Below are 16051 nucleotides of genomic sequence, written 5' to 3' on the forward strand. Positions count from 1 at the left end.
TGGAATGTTAGTATTAATTACGTATGATGTGAATACCGAAAATGCGGCCGGAAAGACAAGGCTGCGGAAAGTCGCAAAGCAGTGTGTCAATTATGGCAGAAGAGTGCAAAATTCGGTATTTGAGTGCCTCCTGGATAATGCGCAGAGTATTACCTTGAAAGCAATCCTTGCGGATATTATTGATCCAGAGAAGGATAGTCTTCGCATTTATTATTTAGGAAACAAATATCAAACAAAGATAGAACATATTGGAGTAGACAGAGGGATTGCTGCAGATCAGACGCTTATTTTATAAGTTCGGTGCGAAAGCCAATGACACATAAATGGACTGAGGGATTCGCACCTGAAAATAAGTCATGGAATGCTTAAATATGTTCTGTAAAATCGAAATGTTTAATGATTTTAAAAGTTTTAAACAATTTTTGCTGAGAATTAGATAAGATTTTAGGTAAAAATTGCTGTCGCTCCCCTCGCGGGGGGCGTGGATTGAAATATTTGCTTTCGGTGTTGTTAATTCGAAAGGATTGGTCGCTCCCCTCGCGGGGGGCGTGGATTGAAATCACTAACCTCAACAGGATACGTGCGAAGAGAGGTCGTCGCTCCCCTCGCGGGGGGCGTGGATTGAAATCAAAAAGTAATTGATGTGGACTGCGTGCCAATTTAGTCGCTCCCCTCGCGGGGGGCGTGGATTGAAATCTGTCGGAGCTGGGCTATAACAACACGAATTACAGTCGCTCCCCTCGCGGGGGGCGTGGATTGAAATAATGCAAGTACGAATGACGATGGAAGCGACGTGTGTCGCTCCCCTCGCGGGGGGCGTGGATTGAAATCGCGAATATGAGGACACGCTGACAACGCCTGTGAAGTCGCTCCCCTCGCGGGGGGCGTGGATTGAAATGCTAACTCCAAGTATTGATTCTGCAAGACGTTCACCGTCGCTCCCCTCGCGGGGGGCGTGGATTGAAATCACCGCAAAAACCGGGAGGGGTGGCTTGTGACTAGTCGCTCCCCTCGCGGGGGGCGTGGATTGAAATTACGGCACAATCGAACAGTTTCGGGGAAAAGTTAGTCGCTCCCCTCGCGGGGGGCGTGGATTGAAATTCTTACTCAATGTAAACTCCCCCATTCATAGCGTGTCGCTCCCCTCGCGGGGGGCGTGGATTGAAATGTGCCAAAATGTATTATAATACTGGCCAAGCGCATGTCGCTCCCCTCGCGGGGGGCGTGGATTGAAATTTGATATCGAAACTGCGAGCGCATGGGACAATATGGTCGCTCCCCTCGCGGGGGGCGTGGATTGAAATTAAATCATTGAACAACGATTTCGGGTGGAACGTGTCGCTCCCCTCGCGGGGGGGCGTGGATTGAAATTCAAACTCGTTGCCATAATACATTACCTCTCTTTGTCGCTCCCCTCGCGGGGGGCGTGGATTGAAATTTCCGAAACTCTCTGGAGCGACTTGCAGGGGATGGTCGCTCCCCTCGCGGGGGGCATGGATTGAAATCTATTGTAATGTGCGGGTTATTGTTCTGGTACAGTCGCTCCCCTCGCGGGGGGCGTGGATTGAAATCGGATCTCGTTTGTGTCCTGCAAGTGTACCCTCGTCGCTCCCCTCGCGGGGGGCGTGGATTGAAATTGTACAGTCACAACGTTGCGCAGGTCGGTTATAGTCGCTCCCCTCGCGGGGGGCGTGGATTGAAATAATGATGGAACAACTACGCGGCACACGCCGTTTACGTCGCTTCCCTCGCGGGGGGCGTGGATTGAAATTGTCAGAGTTGGGCTATAACAACACGAATTACAAGTCGCTCCCCTCGCGGGGGGCGTGGATTGAAATTCTTCCGGATCCTCATCCGGATAACGGCGATCCAGTCGCTCCCCTCGCGGGGGGCGTGGATTGAAATAGAAAAGTCATCGTGAATCCGTCCGCAAAAGTTGTCGCTCCCCTCGCGGGGGGCGTGGATTGAAATGAGCGCTTTTATAACGACGTCCAGGATCTGAATGTCGCTCCCCTCGCGGGGGGCGTGGATTGAAATAATCCTCGCAGTGCACCGCGGATCGCACCCTCCGTCGCTCCCCTCGCGGGAGCGTGGATTGAAATCTCTGTGTTGACGGACAACCCTAATTCTGCGCAGTCGCTCCCCTCGCGGGAGCGTGGATTGAAATAATCCTCGCAGTGCACCGCGGATCGCACCCTCCAGTCGCTCCCCTCGCGGGAGCGTGGATTGAAATGTTTCGGACTGGAAGGAACTGAAAATGTAACAGCCGTCGCTCCCCTCGCGGGAGCGTGGATTGAAATTTCCACAACTGCGAGAAATGCCGACAACATTTCGTCGCTCCCCTCGCGGGAGCGTGGATTGAAATGGTCTATAAATGTGTATTGTTTCGCCGTCATTCAAAGTCGCTCCCCTCGCGGGAGCGTGGATTGAAATTTCAGCGAAAGATCTATGTGCTGAAATCCCACAAGGTCGCTCCCCTCGCGGGAGCGTGGATTGAAATTTCCAGCCTCATTTTTTCGTCCGTCCACCACTCCGTCGCTCCCCTCGCGGGAGCGTGGATTGAAATAGGACTGCAACAGGCTTCTGCGCCGGGTGGATCTTCGTCGCTCCCCTCGCGGGAGCGTGGATTGAAATCCGAACATACAGGATATCTCCCGGCTTGTACGGTGTCGCTCCCCTCGCGGGAGCGTGGATTGAAATGTGGAAGCTCTTATTGAGCGTGAAAGCCGATGGAAAGTCGCTCCCCTCGCGGGAGCGCGGATTGAAATAACCGGGACCGATTTATCCTGAACAGCATTACGGTGGTCGCTCCCCTCGCGGGAGCGTGGATTGAAATATATAGGATTTCTCTTGTATCCGTATCGCTCATGTCGCTCCCCTCGCGGGAGCGTGGATTGAAATTGGAGGATTCAAATGAGTAAAATATATATTACGGCAGTCGCTCCCCTCGCGGGAGCGTGGATTGAAATCAGTTAGAGGGTTTGTATAGCGTTCCACAAACTGTCGCTCCCCTCACGGGAGCGTGGATTGAAATACGATGTTATCTATTCTTTTGGCAATGTGGACTGGTGTCGCTCCCCTCGCAGGGGCGTGGATTGAAATGTTATATTATATAATTCAGAAAACGTTGAAGCGAAGTCGCTCCCCTTGCGGGAGCGAGGATTGGAATTTGTAATATACCACATTATATTTGTCGAACAAAAATATTTGACGATGATGTAAAATTATGCTAGTCTGAATTTATCATCATTATCTGAAAAAGTTCAGGGAGTGAATCACTCCAAATATTCCAGAGATTGTGAGCCCACAAAAGATAGCGACGCCTTTACTTTGGCATAAGAATCAAATATAATAAAGGAAGGAGAACAGGCAGAGCTGATAGATGGACAAATGTACATGTTGGCGACACCCAGTACAAGACACCAGAGATTATCGCATTTCTTGCTTAGAAAGATAGATTCCTATATTGAATCGAAAAAGGGGAAGTGCGAGGTGTTTTATGCACCGTTTGGTGTGTTCCTGAAAAATGAAAAATGGGGAGAGGATTTTGTAGAACCAGATCTTATGGTAATATGCGATCCGAATAAGGTAGACGAAAAAGGCTGTCACGGAGCACCCGATTGGGTGATAGAGATAGTCTCTCTTTCCAGCAGAATGAGGGATTACCTGCAAAAAGCAAACCTGTACATGAACAATGGTGTCCGGGAATACTGGATTGTGGATCCGGTGCGCGAGGTGACCGTAGTTTATAAGCGCGAGGAAGAAGGATTCCCGGTAATATACAAATTCGGCGAGCCGGTAAAGGCAGGGATATACGAGGACCTTGAGATTACGATAGAGTAGGAGAGATTCGACGCCTTTACTTTCACTCAGAGATCAAATATAATGGAGAAAGAAACGGAAGCGTGCAGGGGGGATACATGTGGAGAAGTTTATCGGTGAGTATGAAAATTTAACAGACAGTGAAAGAAATGTTTTTACGTATGTATTTCAGAACCAGGAAAAAGTTTCTGTTATGAAGATAAATGATCTGGCTGAAGAGACGGCGGTTTCAAAAACAGTTGTGATTAATATGTGTCAGAAATTGGGGTTTGATGGCTTTGGAGATCTGAAATATTATTTAAAAGGCAGGCAGGAAGAACAGAGCCAAAGAACCTATGAGGATATACAATTTCAGTGTCTTGATCAGGTAAAGAAGACGATGGCAGTGGTAGATCGGCAGTGTCTGAAAAGGGTGGCGTCTGCTATTATCAAGACAAAAACAGTATATATTGTTGCCAGAGGAACAAGTAAAGCTGCGGCAGATTATCTGGAACATTTACTTTTACTGATAGGAATTAAGTGTATTAATTTACGGGATTACAATCTGAATTCTACAGTTATCAAAAAAATTAATATGAACGAATCTGTAATTTTAATTTCTTTATCAGGCGAAACAAGAAAAATAGTCGAAGTGGCAAGAATTGCAAAAGCCAGATCTGCAACGGTAATTGCCCTGACTGGCTTTTTTTCCAGTACGATTGGACGATTGGCGGATTATACCTTATATTGTTCCGCAGAAAATGCAGATACCAGAGAAAATGATATTAATTCAAGGCTGGGAATGTTTGTCGTGATTGATATGCTGGTAACAATTGTAAAGGAAATGTACGAAGAAAATATATTTAAATGAAAATGGCAGAAATGACATAAGTCAGAAGTTGTGACATTAGTATTGAAAAACAATCTATGTCACAGCTTTTTTATTGTATGGCAGGAAATATCTTTTTATAATTAGTTCATGGTTAACCAAAAAATAAGTATGGGAGAAGAAGAATGTTAAAGAAATATAATCAGGCAATACAGAAATTCGGAAGAACCTTGTTATTGCCAATTGGCGTTATGGCGCCAGTAGGTATGGTATTGGGAATTACGGGAGCTCTTGTACAAAGCTATATGATAGCAAGATTTCCATTTTTAGGGACTCCGGTTGTCAACACGATCTTAGTAAGTATCAGAACAATTGCAAGTATTATCTTTGATAATATCCCGTTGCTGTTTGCGATGGGCGTCGCATATGGAATGAGTAAGAAAGACAAGGGAATTGCAACATTTGCCTCTGTTATTGGTTATCTGGTTATGCTGATTGCCATGAATGTGTGGTTGAAGGTAACGGGCAATCTGGCAGATCCGGAAACGATGAGTCAGGTAGGACAGATTCAAATCCTTGGAATTCAGACGTTAAATATAAACGCGCTGGGCGGAATCGTCGCAGGTCTGATAGCGGCATGGGCTACCGACAAGTTTTATAATCTTGAGTTACCGGTTGCATTCGCATTTTTTGCGGGTAAAAAATCAGTCTCTATTATCTGTATTCTGCTGATGTCAGCATTTGGTCTGACGGTTCCGTTTGTGTGGCAGTTCTTTGTAAAGGGACTTACTAAATTATCCGTTATATTTCTGTCTCCGGTAGGACCATTTTTTACAGCAGCAGGGGAAAGGGTATTTATTCCCTTTGGTCTTCATCATTTATGGAATTCTCTGTTCCGTTTCACGGAAGCTGGAGGAAGTTATGTGATTAACGGTGAAACATATGTAGGCGTGGTTCCGGCCATGAATGAGATTTTGTTTAATCTTGGACCGTCCAGTGAATATTGGTCCATGATGCCAAAACTGACCAGATTTATGGCACAGCAGCAGATGCTGTGTACAATGTTTGCATTTCCGGCGATTGCGCTTGCTATGTATCAGACAGCCTATAAGAAAAATAAACCGCTGGTAAAATCATTGATGATCACCTGTGTAGTTACTGCGCTGTTGGGAAATGTTACGGAACCGTTGGAGTTCTCTTTTGTATTCATTTCTCCAATTCTGTATGTTATTTATGCTTGTATCATAGGAATCGGAGCAGTTGCTTTGAGCTTTGCCCATGTTGCGATTGGATATATCCGTGGCACCATTTTTGACTTTGCAATTTTTGGTTTATTGTATGAAAAAACAAACTGGATATTCTTTGTCCTGATCGGTCTTGTCGTGTCAGTTGTAACCTATCTGGTATTTAAATGGTTTATCTTGAAATTCGACATAAAAACGCCGGGACGTGAGGACGCTCCATCTTTGGACAATACGCTGATTAAAGAAAAGAAGTATGACAAAATTGCGGAGATAGTTATTGAAGCGCTCGGTGGAAAAGAAAATATCAAAAATGTAGATAATTGTATCACCCGATTGAGAATTGACGTGGAAGATATTAAGAAAATTGATAAGAAAAAGCTGAGTGAATCAGGCTGCTCAGGCGTATTTTTCCCGGCTCCGCAGCATATTCATATTGTGTTTGGTCCATTGGTTGAGTTTGTAAGAAATGCAGTAGATGACAGATTGGAGATAAGATAGAAATGACAATGAACAGAAAAAAACATATCATTACGATTGCGGGAGCAGGCAGCGCCAGAGTGCCGGCTCTGGTAGGCAATCTGATTGAGATGAAAGAACGTTTTCCGCTTACGAAAATCATATTTTACGATATTGATAATGAACGTATGGGAAAAATGCAGGCATATGACGAACTGGTTCTCAAAACTTATTATCCGGAAGTAGAGGTTGTATTTACTACAGATATGGATGTTGCGTATTGTCATACCGACTTTGTGTTTTGTCAGATGAGGGTCGGAAAAGGCAAAATGAGAAGCTATGATGAAAAAATGCCTTTAAAATACGGACTGGTAGGACAGGAAACCTGCGGACCGGGAGGATTTTCCTACGGGATGCGCTCTCTGGGAGCCATGAAGGAAATGGTGGAAAAGGTTCGTTCTTATTCGAAAGATACCTGGATTCTGAATTATACAAATCCGGCAGCTATTGTAGCGCTTGGATTGGATCGGTTATTTCCGGATGATAAACGAATTTTAAATTTATGTGATCAGCCATTTTCTCTGATGAAGTCTTTTGCAAAAATCCTGGGGATTCCGCAGGAAACATTAAGGGCAAGATATTTTGGATTGAATCATTTTGGCTGGTTTACAGATTTATTTGATACAGCAGGAAATAATTATTTTGATCAGTTGCGGGATTATCTGAAAAATCATGATTTTAAGCCATTTAATGCGGAGCAGAGATCAAAATCCTGGCTGGATACATATGTAAGAGTTAACAAGTATATGCAGTACTTTGATGAGTACATTCCGACCACATATTTACAGTATTATTTCTTCCCGGATGAAATTGTGCAGGAAAGTAATCCACAGTATACCAGAGTGGATGAAGCGCGGGACAGTCGAGAGAAAGAAGTATTTGAGGTTTGCGGACAGGCCGTCGGACGAGATACAATGGACGGAATTACCATGCTTACCAATGGGGTCTTTGGTAAACTGATGGTAGAAGTGGCGGAATCCATAGCATACGATCTCCATAATGAGTTTATTGTTCTGGTAAAAAATAACGGCATTATTCCTAATTTTGAAAAGGACGCAATTGTAGAAGTTGCAGGAACAATCGGGAAAAATGGAGCAGAAGGTTATTACTTTGGAAACATCGACATGTTTTACAAAGGCCTGATGGAAAATCAATACGCATATGAGAGCTTGACGGTAGACGCGTTTATTGAGCAGGACTATAAAAAGGCGCTGGAAGCTCTGACGTTAAACAGAACAGTTATTGATCCGGAAAAAGCAAAAGCCATCTTAGATGATTTTCAGTTGGTTTCAAAAGATTATTGGGTATTAAAGTAGAATCGCGAAAAGCCATGATGAGAAAATAGTTTCATTATGGCTTTTTTTACATTTCTTTGCATATATTATAGAAAAAATTCATACAGGAAACCATTATGCAAAATTTTAGAGTAAAAGCCATGCAGTCCGACCTGCCGGACTACGGGAAGCTGCAGATTCATATTACTTCCGCCCTAGGCGCGCATCCGATTCCGGGGGCGAAGGTGGCTATCTCTTATACCGGAGAGCCGGATCAGACCATGGAGGAGCTGACGACCAACAGTTCCGGGCAGACCGATGAGGTGGAGCTGGCCGCGCCGCCGCTGGAGTACAGTGTGGAGCCAAGCGAGCCCCAGCCCTACTCGGAATATACCCTGTCGGTGACCGCACCGGGGTATGAGCCGGTGGAGATCGCAGGAACTGAGATTCTGCCGGAGGTGACGGCCATTCAGGAGATTCGGATGCAGCCCCGGCAGGGAGAAGAGTATGAGCGCTATGTCATCGGAGCTCATACCCTGTTCGGGAATTATCCGCCGAAGATCGCGGAGGCGGAGATTAAGCCGGTGGGCGAGAGCGGGGAGATTGTCCTGAGCCGTGTGGTGGTGCCGGAGTACGTCATCGTCCATGACGGCGCGCCCTCGGACAGCTCCGCGTCAGACTACTGGGTCCGCTACCGGGATTACATCAAAAATGTGGCCTGCAGCGAAATCTACGCCACCTGGACCGACGCGGCCATCCGCGCCAATGTGCTGGCAATTATGTCCTTTACGCTTAACCGGGTGTATACCGAGTGGTATAGAAACAAGGGCTACGACTTTACGATTACCTCGTCCACAGCATTCGACCACAAATGGATCCATAACCGAAACATTTTTGAAAACATCTCTCTGATCGTTGATGAGCTCTTCGCGGACTATCTGTCCCGGCCCAATGTGAAGCAGCCCATCCTGACCCAATACTGCGATGGCCGACGGGTGAACTGTCCCAACTGGATGAGTCAGTGGGGAAGTCAGTCTCTGGGCGAGCAGGGCTATATGGCCATTGAGATTCTGCGGAATTATTACGGGGAGTCCATGTATATCAATACAGCGGAGGAGATCTCTGGCGTGCCGTATTCCTGGCCCGGCTACGAGCTGACGGAGGGAGCTTCCGGGCAGAAGGTACTGCAGCTACAGGAGCAGTTAAACCGGATTGCGCGGAACTATCCGGCGATTCCGACCGTCTCCGAGGATGGTATCTACGGCCCGGCCACGGCGGAGAGCGTGCGGACGTTTCAGTCTATCTTTGGATTGCCCCAGACCGGGGTGGTGGATTATCGGACCTGGTATAAGATTTCGGAGATCTATGTAGGCGTGTCCAGAATCGCGGAGCTGAATTAGAACAGATTAAAAAGTACCGGCATTCAGGGAATGAATAACAACTCTCTGAATACCGGTATTTTCGCTTTACAAAAGAAAAACAATTCTATTATAATAGGGAAAATGATTGGAAAGCGGGGAAAGAAATTTATGCGTTTTCGTCCATGTATCGATATCCACAATGGCCAGGTCAAGCAGATCGTGGGAGGCAGCCTGACTGATAAAAATGATTTCGCCAGGGAAAATTTTGTGTCGGAGCAGGATGCGGCCTGGTACGCGAAGCTTTATCAGGAAGACGGCCTGAAAGGAGGCCATGTGATTCTGCTGAACGGCGCGGATTCTCCTTATTATGAGGCCACGAAAGCGCAGGCGTTGAAAGCCTTAAAGGCCTACCCGGGGGGCCTTCAGATCGGCGGCGGCATCCATCCGGAAAACGCGGCGGAATATCTGGACGCCGGAGCCAGCCAGGTCATCGTGACCTCTTATGTCTTCAAAAACGGCCGGATCCAGTATGAGAATCTGGGAAAAATGCTTGCAGCTGTGGGCCGCGACCGCCTGGTGCTGGACTTGAGCTGCCGCAAAAAGGGCGGCGCGTACTACATCGTCACCGACCGCTGGCAGAAATTTACAGACGTCCGGGTGACGCCCGCCCTTCTGGATGAATTGTCCGGGAAATGCAGCGAATTTTTAATCCACGCCGTGGACGTGGAGGGCAAAGCTTCAGGGATCGAAAAAGAACTGGCAGCCATGCTCGGCGACTGGGCCGGAATTCCCGTAACCTATGCGGGCGGCGTGGGCAGCCTGGAGGATGTGGAGGCGCTTCGCACCCTCGGAAAGGGCCGCCTGGACGTGACCATCGGAAGCGCTTTAGATCTTTTTGGCGGTTGTATCCCGTACCGAAATGTGGTATACTTGCGTTAGAGAGAGATCTCGAAATACCCGTAAAGGAGTTGATTTTATGCGTTATGTAATCAGCGGCAAAAATATCGATGTGACAGAGGGGCTCCGTACAGCGATCACGGACAAGCTCGGAAAGTTAGAGCGCTATTTTACTCCGGACACGGAAGTACATGTTACTTTAAGTGTCGAGAAAGAAAGACAGAAGATTGAGGTAACCATTCCTGTAAAGGGAACCGTCATTCGTTCCGAGCAGGTAAGCAACGATATGTACGTATCTATCGATCTGGTGGAGGAAGTTATCGAGCGTCAGCTCCGCAAGTACAAGAACAAGATCGTACAGCGCGAGCAGGGAGCCGGAAGCTTCCGTCAGGAGTTTATCGACAAAGAGGCAGAGGATGAGGAGGTTCGCATCATCCGTACCAAGCAGTTCGACATGAAGCCCATGTATCCCGAGGACGCATGCGTGCAGATGGAGATGCTGGGCCACAGCTTCTATGTATTTGTAAATGCGGAGACCGAGCAGATCAACGTGGTTTACAAGAGAAAGGGCAATACCTACGGACTCATTGAGCCGGAACATTAAAACAGGATTTTTCAGGGGCTGCGCGCAGGCGCAGCCCCTTTTTGGCTGGCGGCGAAACTTCTTGAATATTCTGCCGTGTAGTGTTAAAATGATAAACAGAGTATTGTCTGAAATATCAGAAACTTAAGATTGGAGTTAGCAGATGAATTTATTTACAAAAATGTTTGGTACTCACAGCGAGCGTGAATTAAAGCTGATTTATCCGCTGGTAGACAAGATCGAAGCACTCCGCCCGGAGATGCAGAAGCTGTCTGACGAGGAACTGAAAGGCAAGACAAAAGAATTCAGACAGCGTCTGGCGGATGGCGAGACCCTGGATGATTTACTGGTAGAGGCTTTCGCGGCAGTCCGCGAGGCTGCGAAACGAGTGCTTGGCATGGAGCATTATCGGGTACAGCTCATCGGTGGTATTATCCTCCATCAGGGACGTATCGCCGAGATGAAGACTGGTGAAGGTAAGACCCTGGTGTCTACTCTCCCGGCATACCTGAACGCACTGGAAGGCAAGGGTGTCCACATTGTCACGGTCAACGACTATCTGGCACACCGTGATGCCGAGTGGATGGGCAAGGTTCATGAGGCTCTGGGTCTGACCGTGGGCGTGGTACTGAACAGCAGCACGGGTGACGAGCGCCGTGCCGCTTATAACTGTGACATTACCTATGTAACCAATAACGAGCTTGGTTTCGACTATCTGCGTGACAACATGGTCATTTACAAGGAACAGCTGGTACAGAGAGACCTGCATTACGCCATTATCGATGAGATTGACTCCATCCTCATCGACGAGGCCCGTACCCCGTTGATTATCTCCGGACAGAGCGGCAAGTCCACAAAGCTTTACGAGATCTGCGACGCGCTAGCGAAGACCATGAAGCGTGGCGAGGCCAGCGGAGAGTTCAGCAAGATGAACGCCATCATGGGCGAGGAGATCGAGGAGACCGGTGAGTTTATCGTCAATGAGAAGGATAAGATTGTCAATCTGACCGCCGACGGCGTGAAGCGTGTGGAGGATTATTTCCACATCGAGAACCTGGCTGACCCGGAGAACCTGGAGATTCAGCACAATATGATTCTGGCCCTTCGCGCCAACTATCTGATGTTCCGCGATCAGGATTACGTGGTGAAGGATGATCAGGTATTGATTGTCGATGAGTTTACCGGACGTATCATGCCGGGCCGCCGCTATTCCGACGGACTCCATCAGGCCATTGAGGCAAAGGAGCATGTGAAGGTCAAGAGAGAGAGCAAGACTCTGGCCAATATTACGTTCCAGAACTTCTTCAATAAATACAATAAGAAGGCCGGTATGACCGGTACCGCCCTCACTGAGGAGAAGGAGTTCCGCGAGATCTACGGTATGGACGTTATCGAGATCCCGACCAACCGTCCGGTTATCCGAAAAGACTTGGATGATGCGGTATATAAGACCAAGAAAGAGAAGTTCCATGCGGTGGTAGAGGAAATCGAGCGGGCCCACGCCAAGGGACAGCCGGTTCTGGTGGGTACCATTACCATCGAGACATCCGAGTACTTAAGCGGACTGCTCCGCAAAAAGGGGATCCAGCATGAAGTCCTGAACGCCAAGTTCCATGAGCGCGAGGCTGAGATCGTAGCCCTGGCCGGTCAGCACGGCGCGGTTACCATCGCCACGAACATGGCAGGCCGTGGTACCGATATCAAGCTGGATGATGACGCGAGAGCAGCAGGAGGACTGAAAATCATCGGTACCGAGCGCCATGAGTCCCGTCGTATCGATAACCAGCTGCGCGGACGTTCCGGCCGTCAGGGAGATCCGGGAGAATCCCGCTTCTACATTTCCCTGGAGGACGATCTGATGCGTCTCTTCGGATCCGAGCGTCTCATGAGCGTGTTCAACGCCCTGGGCGTGCCGGAAAATGAGCAGATCGAGCACAAGATGCTTTCTGATGCCATCGAGAAAGCCCAGAAGAAGATTGAGAGCAATAACTTCGGTATCCGTAAGAACTTGCTGGAGTACGACCAGGTTATGAATGAGCAGCGTGAGATCATTTACGCGGAGCGCCGCCGGGTACTGAACGGCGAGAGCATGCGCGACGCCATCTACAAGATGCTCACTGATACCGTGGAAAATGTGGTAGACAGCCTGATTGGCGACGACCAGGATAAATCCGAGTGGGATCTTCTGGGACTGAATGAGTCCCTGCTTCGCACGATTCCGCTTCAGACGATTACGCCGGAGCGTATCGCCGATAAGAAGAATAAGGCAGAGCTGAAGCATATGCTGAAGGAAGAGGCTGTGAAGCTCTACGAGCTGAAGGAGGCGGAGTTCCCGAATCCGGAGATGCTTCGTGAACTGGAGCGTGTATTCCTTCTGAAGGTCATCGACCGCAAGTGGATGGATCACATCGACGATATGGAGCAGCTTCGTCAGGGCATCGGTCTGCAGGCTTTTGCTCAGCGTGATCCGCTGGTAGAGTATAAGCTCAGCGGCTATGAGATGTTCTCCGCCATGACGGCCAGCATCCAGGAAGAGACCGTCCGGATTCTGCTTCATGTACGCGTGGAGGAGAAGGCCGAGCGTGAGCAGGTAGCCAAGGTAACGGGCACCAATAAGGACACCACACTGGCAGCAGCGCCCAAGAAGCGCGAGAGCGCCAAGGTCTATCCGAACGATCCCTGCCCCTGCGGAAGCGGAAAGAAGTATAAGCAGTGCTGCGGAAGAAAAGGCGCGTAATATCGCATAAGCTATGAAAAAATGGCCATACTCTTTTTAGAATAATCAGAAAGGGGTATGGTCTTTTTATGTCAAAAAAGAAAAAGCCGGATCTGAAGCACCTGGAGCCGGAAGAACAGCTGAAATACGAGATCGCCGAGGAGCTGGGACTTCTCGACAAGGTCCTGGCGGACGGCTGGAAGGCCCTGTCATCCAAGGAGACCGGACGGATCGGCGGGCTGATGACAAAAAAGAAGAAAGAACTGAACAAATCCAGGTAAGACGCAGCCAGCTTGCTATTTTTAACGGGGTGTATATAATGAAGAATACAAAAAACGGAATAGGAGAAAATGCATGCTCCGTGTATTAGTAGCAGATGATGAGGAAAAGGCATGTCAGTTGATTTGCAAGCTGATTCACTGGGAAGAACTGGAAATGAAATCGGTGGGAACCGCATCAAATGGAATTGGAGCTCTTCAGATGATAGAAGCGGAACACCGGATCTGGTGCTGACGGATATCCGGATGCCCGGATATGATGGAATGGAGCTTTTGAAACGGGCGCGCATCCAAAACCCGGATATGGAATTTATTATTATCAGTGGATATTCCCATTTTGAATATATGCGGTTTCACCTGGCAGTCAGCGGAGAAGCACAGGATATAGGACAATAAGTAATAGCATAAGTAATAGCGCAGTATAAGTTTCAAGTAGGATATTTCCGGTAATTGAGTAAAAAAGCTTGCATGAAGGAGCTGGGACTGGTATACTTGGTTCAAATTCATAGATCCGGCAGAGGATAACTCTAGAGACTCCGGCTGAATAAAGCAAAAGGGGCGCCGAAGAAGCAAACTGTGGGAATTCATCATTCCGCAGTGGAAACTGGCAGGCAAAAGGAAGGTTATCCGACGGAACTCTGGAGAGAGCGAGCAATCGCCGCCTACGTGGAGATAACCAACTGGTAAAAGGACAGAGAGATTGATGTACAGGCATCAGTCTCTCTATTTTTTATGGAAAAGGAGAAAAGATATGAGAATGATGCTGACAGGCGCAGGCGCCGTAGGAGAATGTATTTTAAAAATGCTGGAAAAGCGGGATCCCAAGGGAGAGTGGCTTTCCTATGTGCTGCTGGCGGATTTTGATTTAAAGCGGGCGGATGAGGTAAAGAGCCATCTGGAGCAGGAGCGGAAATTCCGGGAAGGAACGCAGTATGAGACGGCGCAGGTGGACGCCAGAGACCGGGAGGCGCTGACGGCGCTTATGCGGGAGCACCGGATTGATTTCGTGATGGACGCGGCCTCTCCCTTTGTGAGCAATTTTATATTTGACGCGGCCTTTGAGGCGGGAGCCGATTATGCCAGCATGGGAACCTGGTCGGTGCCAAAGGATCACCCGGAATTCGGAAAGGGCTTTGAGGGGGCTTACCTGGAGCCCATGACCAAATATAATTTTGACCGGCATGAGGCCTGGAAGGAAAAAGGACAGATGGCCTGTATCTGTCTGGGCATCGATCCGGGCGTGGTAAATGTATTTGCCAAATATGCGGCAGAATACTTATTTGATGAGCTGCTGGAGGTGCATGTGAAGGACGGCGGCAATCTGACGCCGCCGGAGAGCGAGAAGGACGAGATCATTTTTGGCTTCAATGTATGGACGGTATTGGACGAGGTGATGAATCCCAACGCGGAATGGAGCCGGGAGGGCGGCTTCCTCATCGAGGACGCCTTTGCGGGAGAGGAAGATTTCCGGATGCCGGATCCCTTCGGCGTCAACCATCTGGTAAAGGTGGAGCACGAGGAGGTAGTTACCATGCCGCGATATTTGGAAAAATATGGATTGCAGAAGGCCAGCTTCAAGATTGCCCTGGACGATAACCTGCTGAACGCCCTGAAGGTTCTGGATAAGCTGGGACTCCGGAATATCCATCCGGTTCAAGTGGGAGATGTGAAGGTAGTGCCCCGGGACGTGGTAGCGGCCTGCGCGCCCCAGCCCAAGGATATCGGAGAGGACATGACAGGCGGTATGTGCGTGGGCGTGGATTGTATCGGTATCAAGGACGGAGAGAGGAAGGAATATTTTATCTATCAGCCCTTTGACAATCAGGAGGCGCTGCGGGACTTCGGACTGCAGGCAGTGGTGGCCCAGACCGGTTTCGGGGCGGCTCTGGCCATCGAGCTTATGGGCCGGGGAATTTGGAAGGAGGCCGGCGTATTCTCGCCGGAGTACTTCCCCTCCCGTCCCTACATGGATCTGATGGAGGAGGCAGGACTGGTCTATCAGATCCAGGAACGCTAAAGCGCTAAAGCGTCCGGACGGCGTGGTTGACGGAAAGCCGGATTCAAGGTACACTGTAAGTACCAATGCGTAATAAGGAGAAGAATTACCATGTTTGCACTGAAAAAAATGACAAAAGAGATGCACGATGAAGTGCTGGCGATGGTGGAGGAGTTTTATCACAGCGACGCAGTCTGCCATCCGGTTCCTGAGGAGCGGCTGGAGCAGACCTTTGCGGACGCAGTGAGCGATGATCCGATTCTGGAGGGCTTTGTGCTGACCGAGGATGGAAAGACCGTGGGCTTTGCCTATATTACCGAATACTATGCCTGCGAGGTGGGCGGCCGCTGCCTGATGTTTGAGGAACTTTACCTGAAGGAGGAGACTAGGGGAAAGGGCTACGGCACCCGCTTCTTTGATGAAATTATGAAAGCAAAGCCGGAGGTGCGCCGCTTCCGTCTGGAGGTTACCCGCAGCAATGAGAAGGCTGTGCGTCTCTACGAGCGTCTGGGCTTCACCTTCCTGGATTATGATCAGATGATTCTCGACCGGTAAA

General features: G+C 48.8%; 13 protein-coding genes and 2 CRISPR repeat arrays. All 13 genes read left to right on the forward strand.

The features are described 5' to 3' along the window. Window positions 1-4 precede the first annotated feature (4 nt). The 13 genes from cas2 to OCV63_RS12025 all read left to right on the forward strand — a co-directional run bounded on the left by cas2 (window position 5) and on the right by OCV63_RS12025 (window position 16050). Window positions 5-295 (forward strand): CRISPR-associated endonuclease Cas2, encoded by a 291-nt coding sequence (cas2, locus tag OCV63_RS11965; RefSeq protein WP_158364165.1) that lies wholly within the window; start codon window positions 5-7, stop codon window positions 293-295. A 165-nt stretch (window positions 296-460) separates the two neighbouring features. Beyond that, a CRISPR array of direct repeats spans window positions 461-1305; the repeat unit is 33 nt; unit sequence GTCGCTCCCCTCGCGGGGGGCGTGGATTGAAAT. Window positions 1306-1405: 100 nt separating this feature from the next. Beyond that, a CRISPR array of direct repeats spans window positions 1406-2037; the repeat unit is 33 nt; unit sequence GTCGCTCCCCTCGCGGGGGGCGTGGATTGAAAT. A gap of 1311 nt (window positions 2038-3348) precedes the next feature. Further along, the gene (locus tag OCV63_RS11970) at window positions 3349-3843 is read left to right on the forward strand and encodes a Uma2 family endonuclease (protein WP_262670842.1); all 495 of its coding nucleotides are present in this window, start codon (window positions 3349-3351) and stop codon (window positions 3841-3843) included. Between the two features lie 79 nt (window positions 3844-3922). Further along, window positions 3923-4672, forward strand: coding sequence for a MurR/RpiR family transcriptional regulator (locus OCV63_RS11975; protein WP_262670838.1), 750 nt, complete (start codon window positions 3923-3925; stop codon window positions 4670-4672). 143 nt (window positions 4673-4815) lie between these two features. Then, window positions 4816-6372 carry a PTS transporter subunit EIIC gene (locus OCV63_RS11980; RefSeq protein WP_158364169.1) on the forward strand — a complete coding sequence of 519 codons (1557 nt, stop codon included), beginning with the start codon at window positions 4816-4818 and terminating at the stop codon, window positions 6370-6372. Window positions 6373-6380: 8 nt separating this feature from the next. After that, the gene (locus OCV63_RS11985) at window positions 6381-7706 is read left to right on the forward strand and encodes a family 4 glycosyl hydrolase (protein WP_158364221.1); all 1326 of its coding nucleotides are present in this window, start codon (window positions 6381-6383) and stop codon (window positions 7704-7706) included. Window positions 7707-7801: 95 nt separating this feature from the next. Further along, entirely contained in the window at window positions 7802-9064 is a 1263-nt protein-coding gene (locus OCV63_RS11990; protein ID WP_158364171.1) for a peptidoglycan-binding protein, read from the forward strand. Between the two features lie 129 nt (window positions 9065-9193). After that, complete coding sequence (gene hisA, locus OCV63_RS11995; protein WP_158364173.1) at window positions 9194-9964, forward strand: phosphoribosylformimino-5-aminoimidazole carboxamide ribotide isomerase; 771 nt, start codon at window positions 9194-9196, stop codon at window positions 9962-9964. A 37-nt stretch (window positions 9965-10001) separates the two neighbouring features. Beyond that, window positions 10002-10526, forward strand: coding sequence for a ribosome hibernation-promoting factor, HPF/YfiA family (gene hpf / locus OCV63_RS12000; protein ID WP_158364176.1), 525 nt, complete (start codon window positions 10002-10004; stop codon window positions 10524-10526). Between the two features lie 142 nt (window positions 10527-10668). Next, complete coding sequence (gene secA / locus OCV63_RS12005; RefSeq protein WP_158364179.1) at window positions 10669-13242, forward strand: preprotein translocase subunit SecA; 2574 nt, start codon at window positions 10669-10671, stop codon at window positions 13240-13242. A gap of 68 nt (window positions 13243-13310) precedes the next feature. Then, window positions 13311-13502, forward strand: a complete 192-nt coding sequence (locus tag OCV63_RS12010) for an alpha/beta-type small acid-soluble spore protein (RefSeq protein ID WP_158364181.1) — start codon at window positions 13311-13313, stop codon at window positions 13500-13502. A gap of 111 nt (window positions 13503-13613) precedes the next feature. Continuing rightward, window positions 13614-13895: a response regulator gene (locus OCV63_RS12015; RefSeq protein ID WP_158364183.1), complete on the forward strand. Its 282-nt coding sequence runs from the start codon at window positions 13614-13616 to the stop codon at window positions 13893-13895. A 355-nt stretch (window positions 13896-14250) separates the two neighbouring features. Then, a complete protein-coding gene (locus tag OCV63_RS12020) occupies window positions 14251-15516 on the forward strand; it encodes a saccharopine dehydrogenase family protein (RefSeq protein ID WP_158364185.1) in 1266 nt (421 codons plus the stop codon). Window positions 15517-15606: 90 nt separating this feature from the next. Then, window positions 15607-16050, forward strand: coding sequence for a GNAT family N-acetyltransferase (locus OCV63_RS12025; RefSeq protein WP_158364187.1), 444 nt, complete (start codon window positions 15607-15609; stop codon window positions 16048-16050). Window position 16051: the final 1 nt, after the last annotated feature.

Origin of the sequence: Laedolimicola ammoniilytica, assembly GCF_025567165.1 — a bacterium.
Taxonomy (GTDB): Bacteria; Bacillota; Clostridia; order Lachnospirales; family Lachnospiraceae; genus Laedolimicola; species Laedolimicola ammoniilytica.

Coding starts and splice junctions, on each gene's coding strand:
- cas2 (WP_158364165.1), top strand. CDS start 5: ATGTTAGTATTAATTACGTATGATGTGAATACCGAAAATGCGGCCGGA.
- OCV63_RS11980 (WP_158364169.1), top strand. CDS start 4,816: ATGTTAAAGAAATATAATCAGGCAATACAGAAATTCGGAAGAACCTTG.
- OCV63_RS11985 (WP_158364221.1), top strand. CDS start 6,381: ATGAACAGAAAAAAACATATCATTACGATTGCGGGAGCAGGCAGCGCC.
- OCV63_RS11990 (WP_158364171.1), top strand. CDS start 7,802: ATGCAAAATTTTAGAGTAAAAGCCATGCAGTCCGACCTGCCGGACTAC.
- hisA (WP_158364173.1), top strand. CDS start 9,194: ATGCGTTTTCGTCCATGTATCGATATCCACAATGGCCAGGTCAAGCAG.
- hpf (WP_158364176.1), top strand. CDS start 10,002: ATGCGTTATGTAATCAGCGGCAAAAATATCGATGTGACAGAGGGGCTC.
- secA (WP_158364179.1), top strand. CDS start 10,669: ATGAATTTATTTACAAAAATGTTTGGTACTCACAGCGAGCGTGAATTA.
- OCV63_RS12010 (WP_158364181.1), top strand. CDS start 13,311: ATGTCAAAAAAGAAAAAGCCGGATCTGAAGCACCTGGAGCCGGAAGAA.
- OCV63_RS12015 (WP_158364183.1), top strand. CDS start 13,614: ATGTCAGTTGATTTGCAAGCTGATTCACTGGGAAGAACTGGAAATGAA.
- OCV63_RS12020 (WP_158364185.1), top strand. CDS start 14,251: ATGAGAATGATGCTGACAGGCGCAGGCGCCGTAGGAGAATGTATTTTA.
- OCV63_RS12025 (WP_158364187.1), top strand. CDS start 15,607: ATGTTTGCACTGAAAAAAATGACAAAAGAGATGCACGATGAAGTGCTG.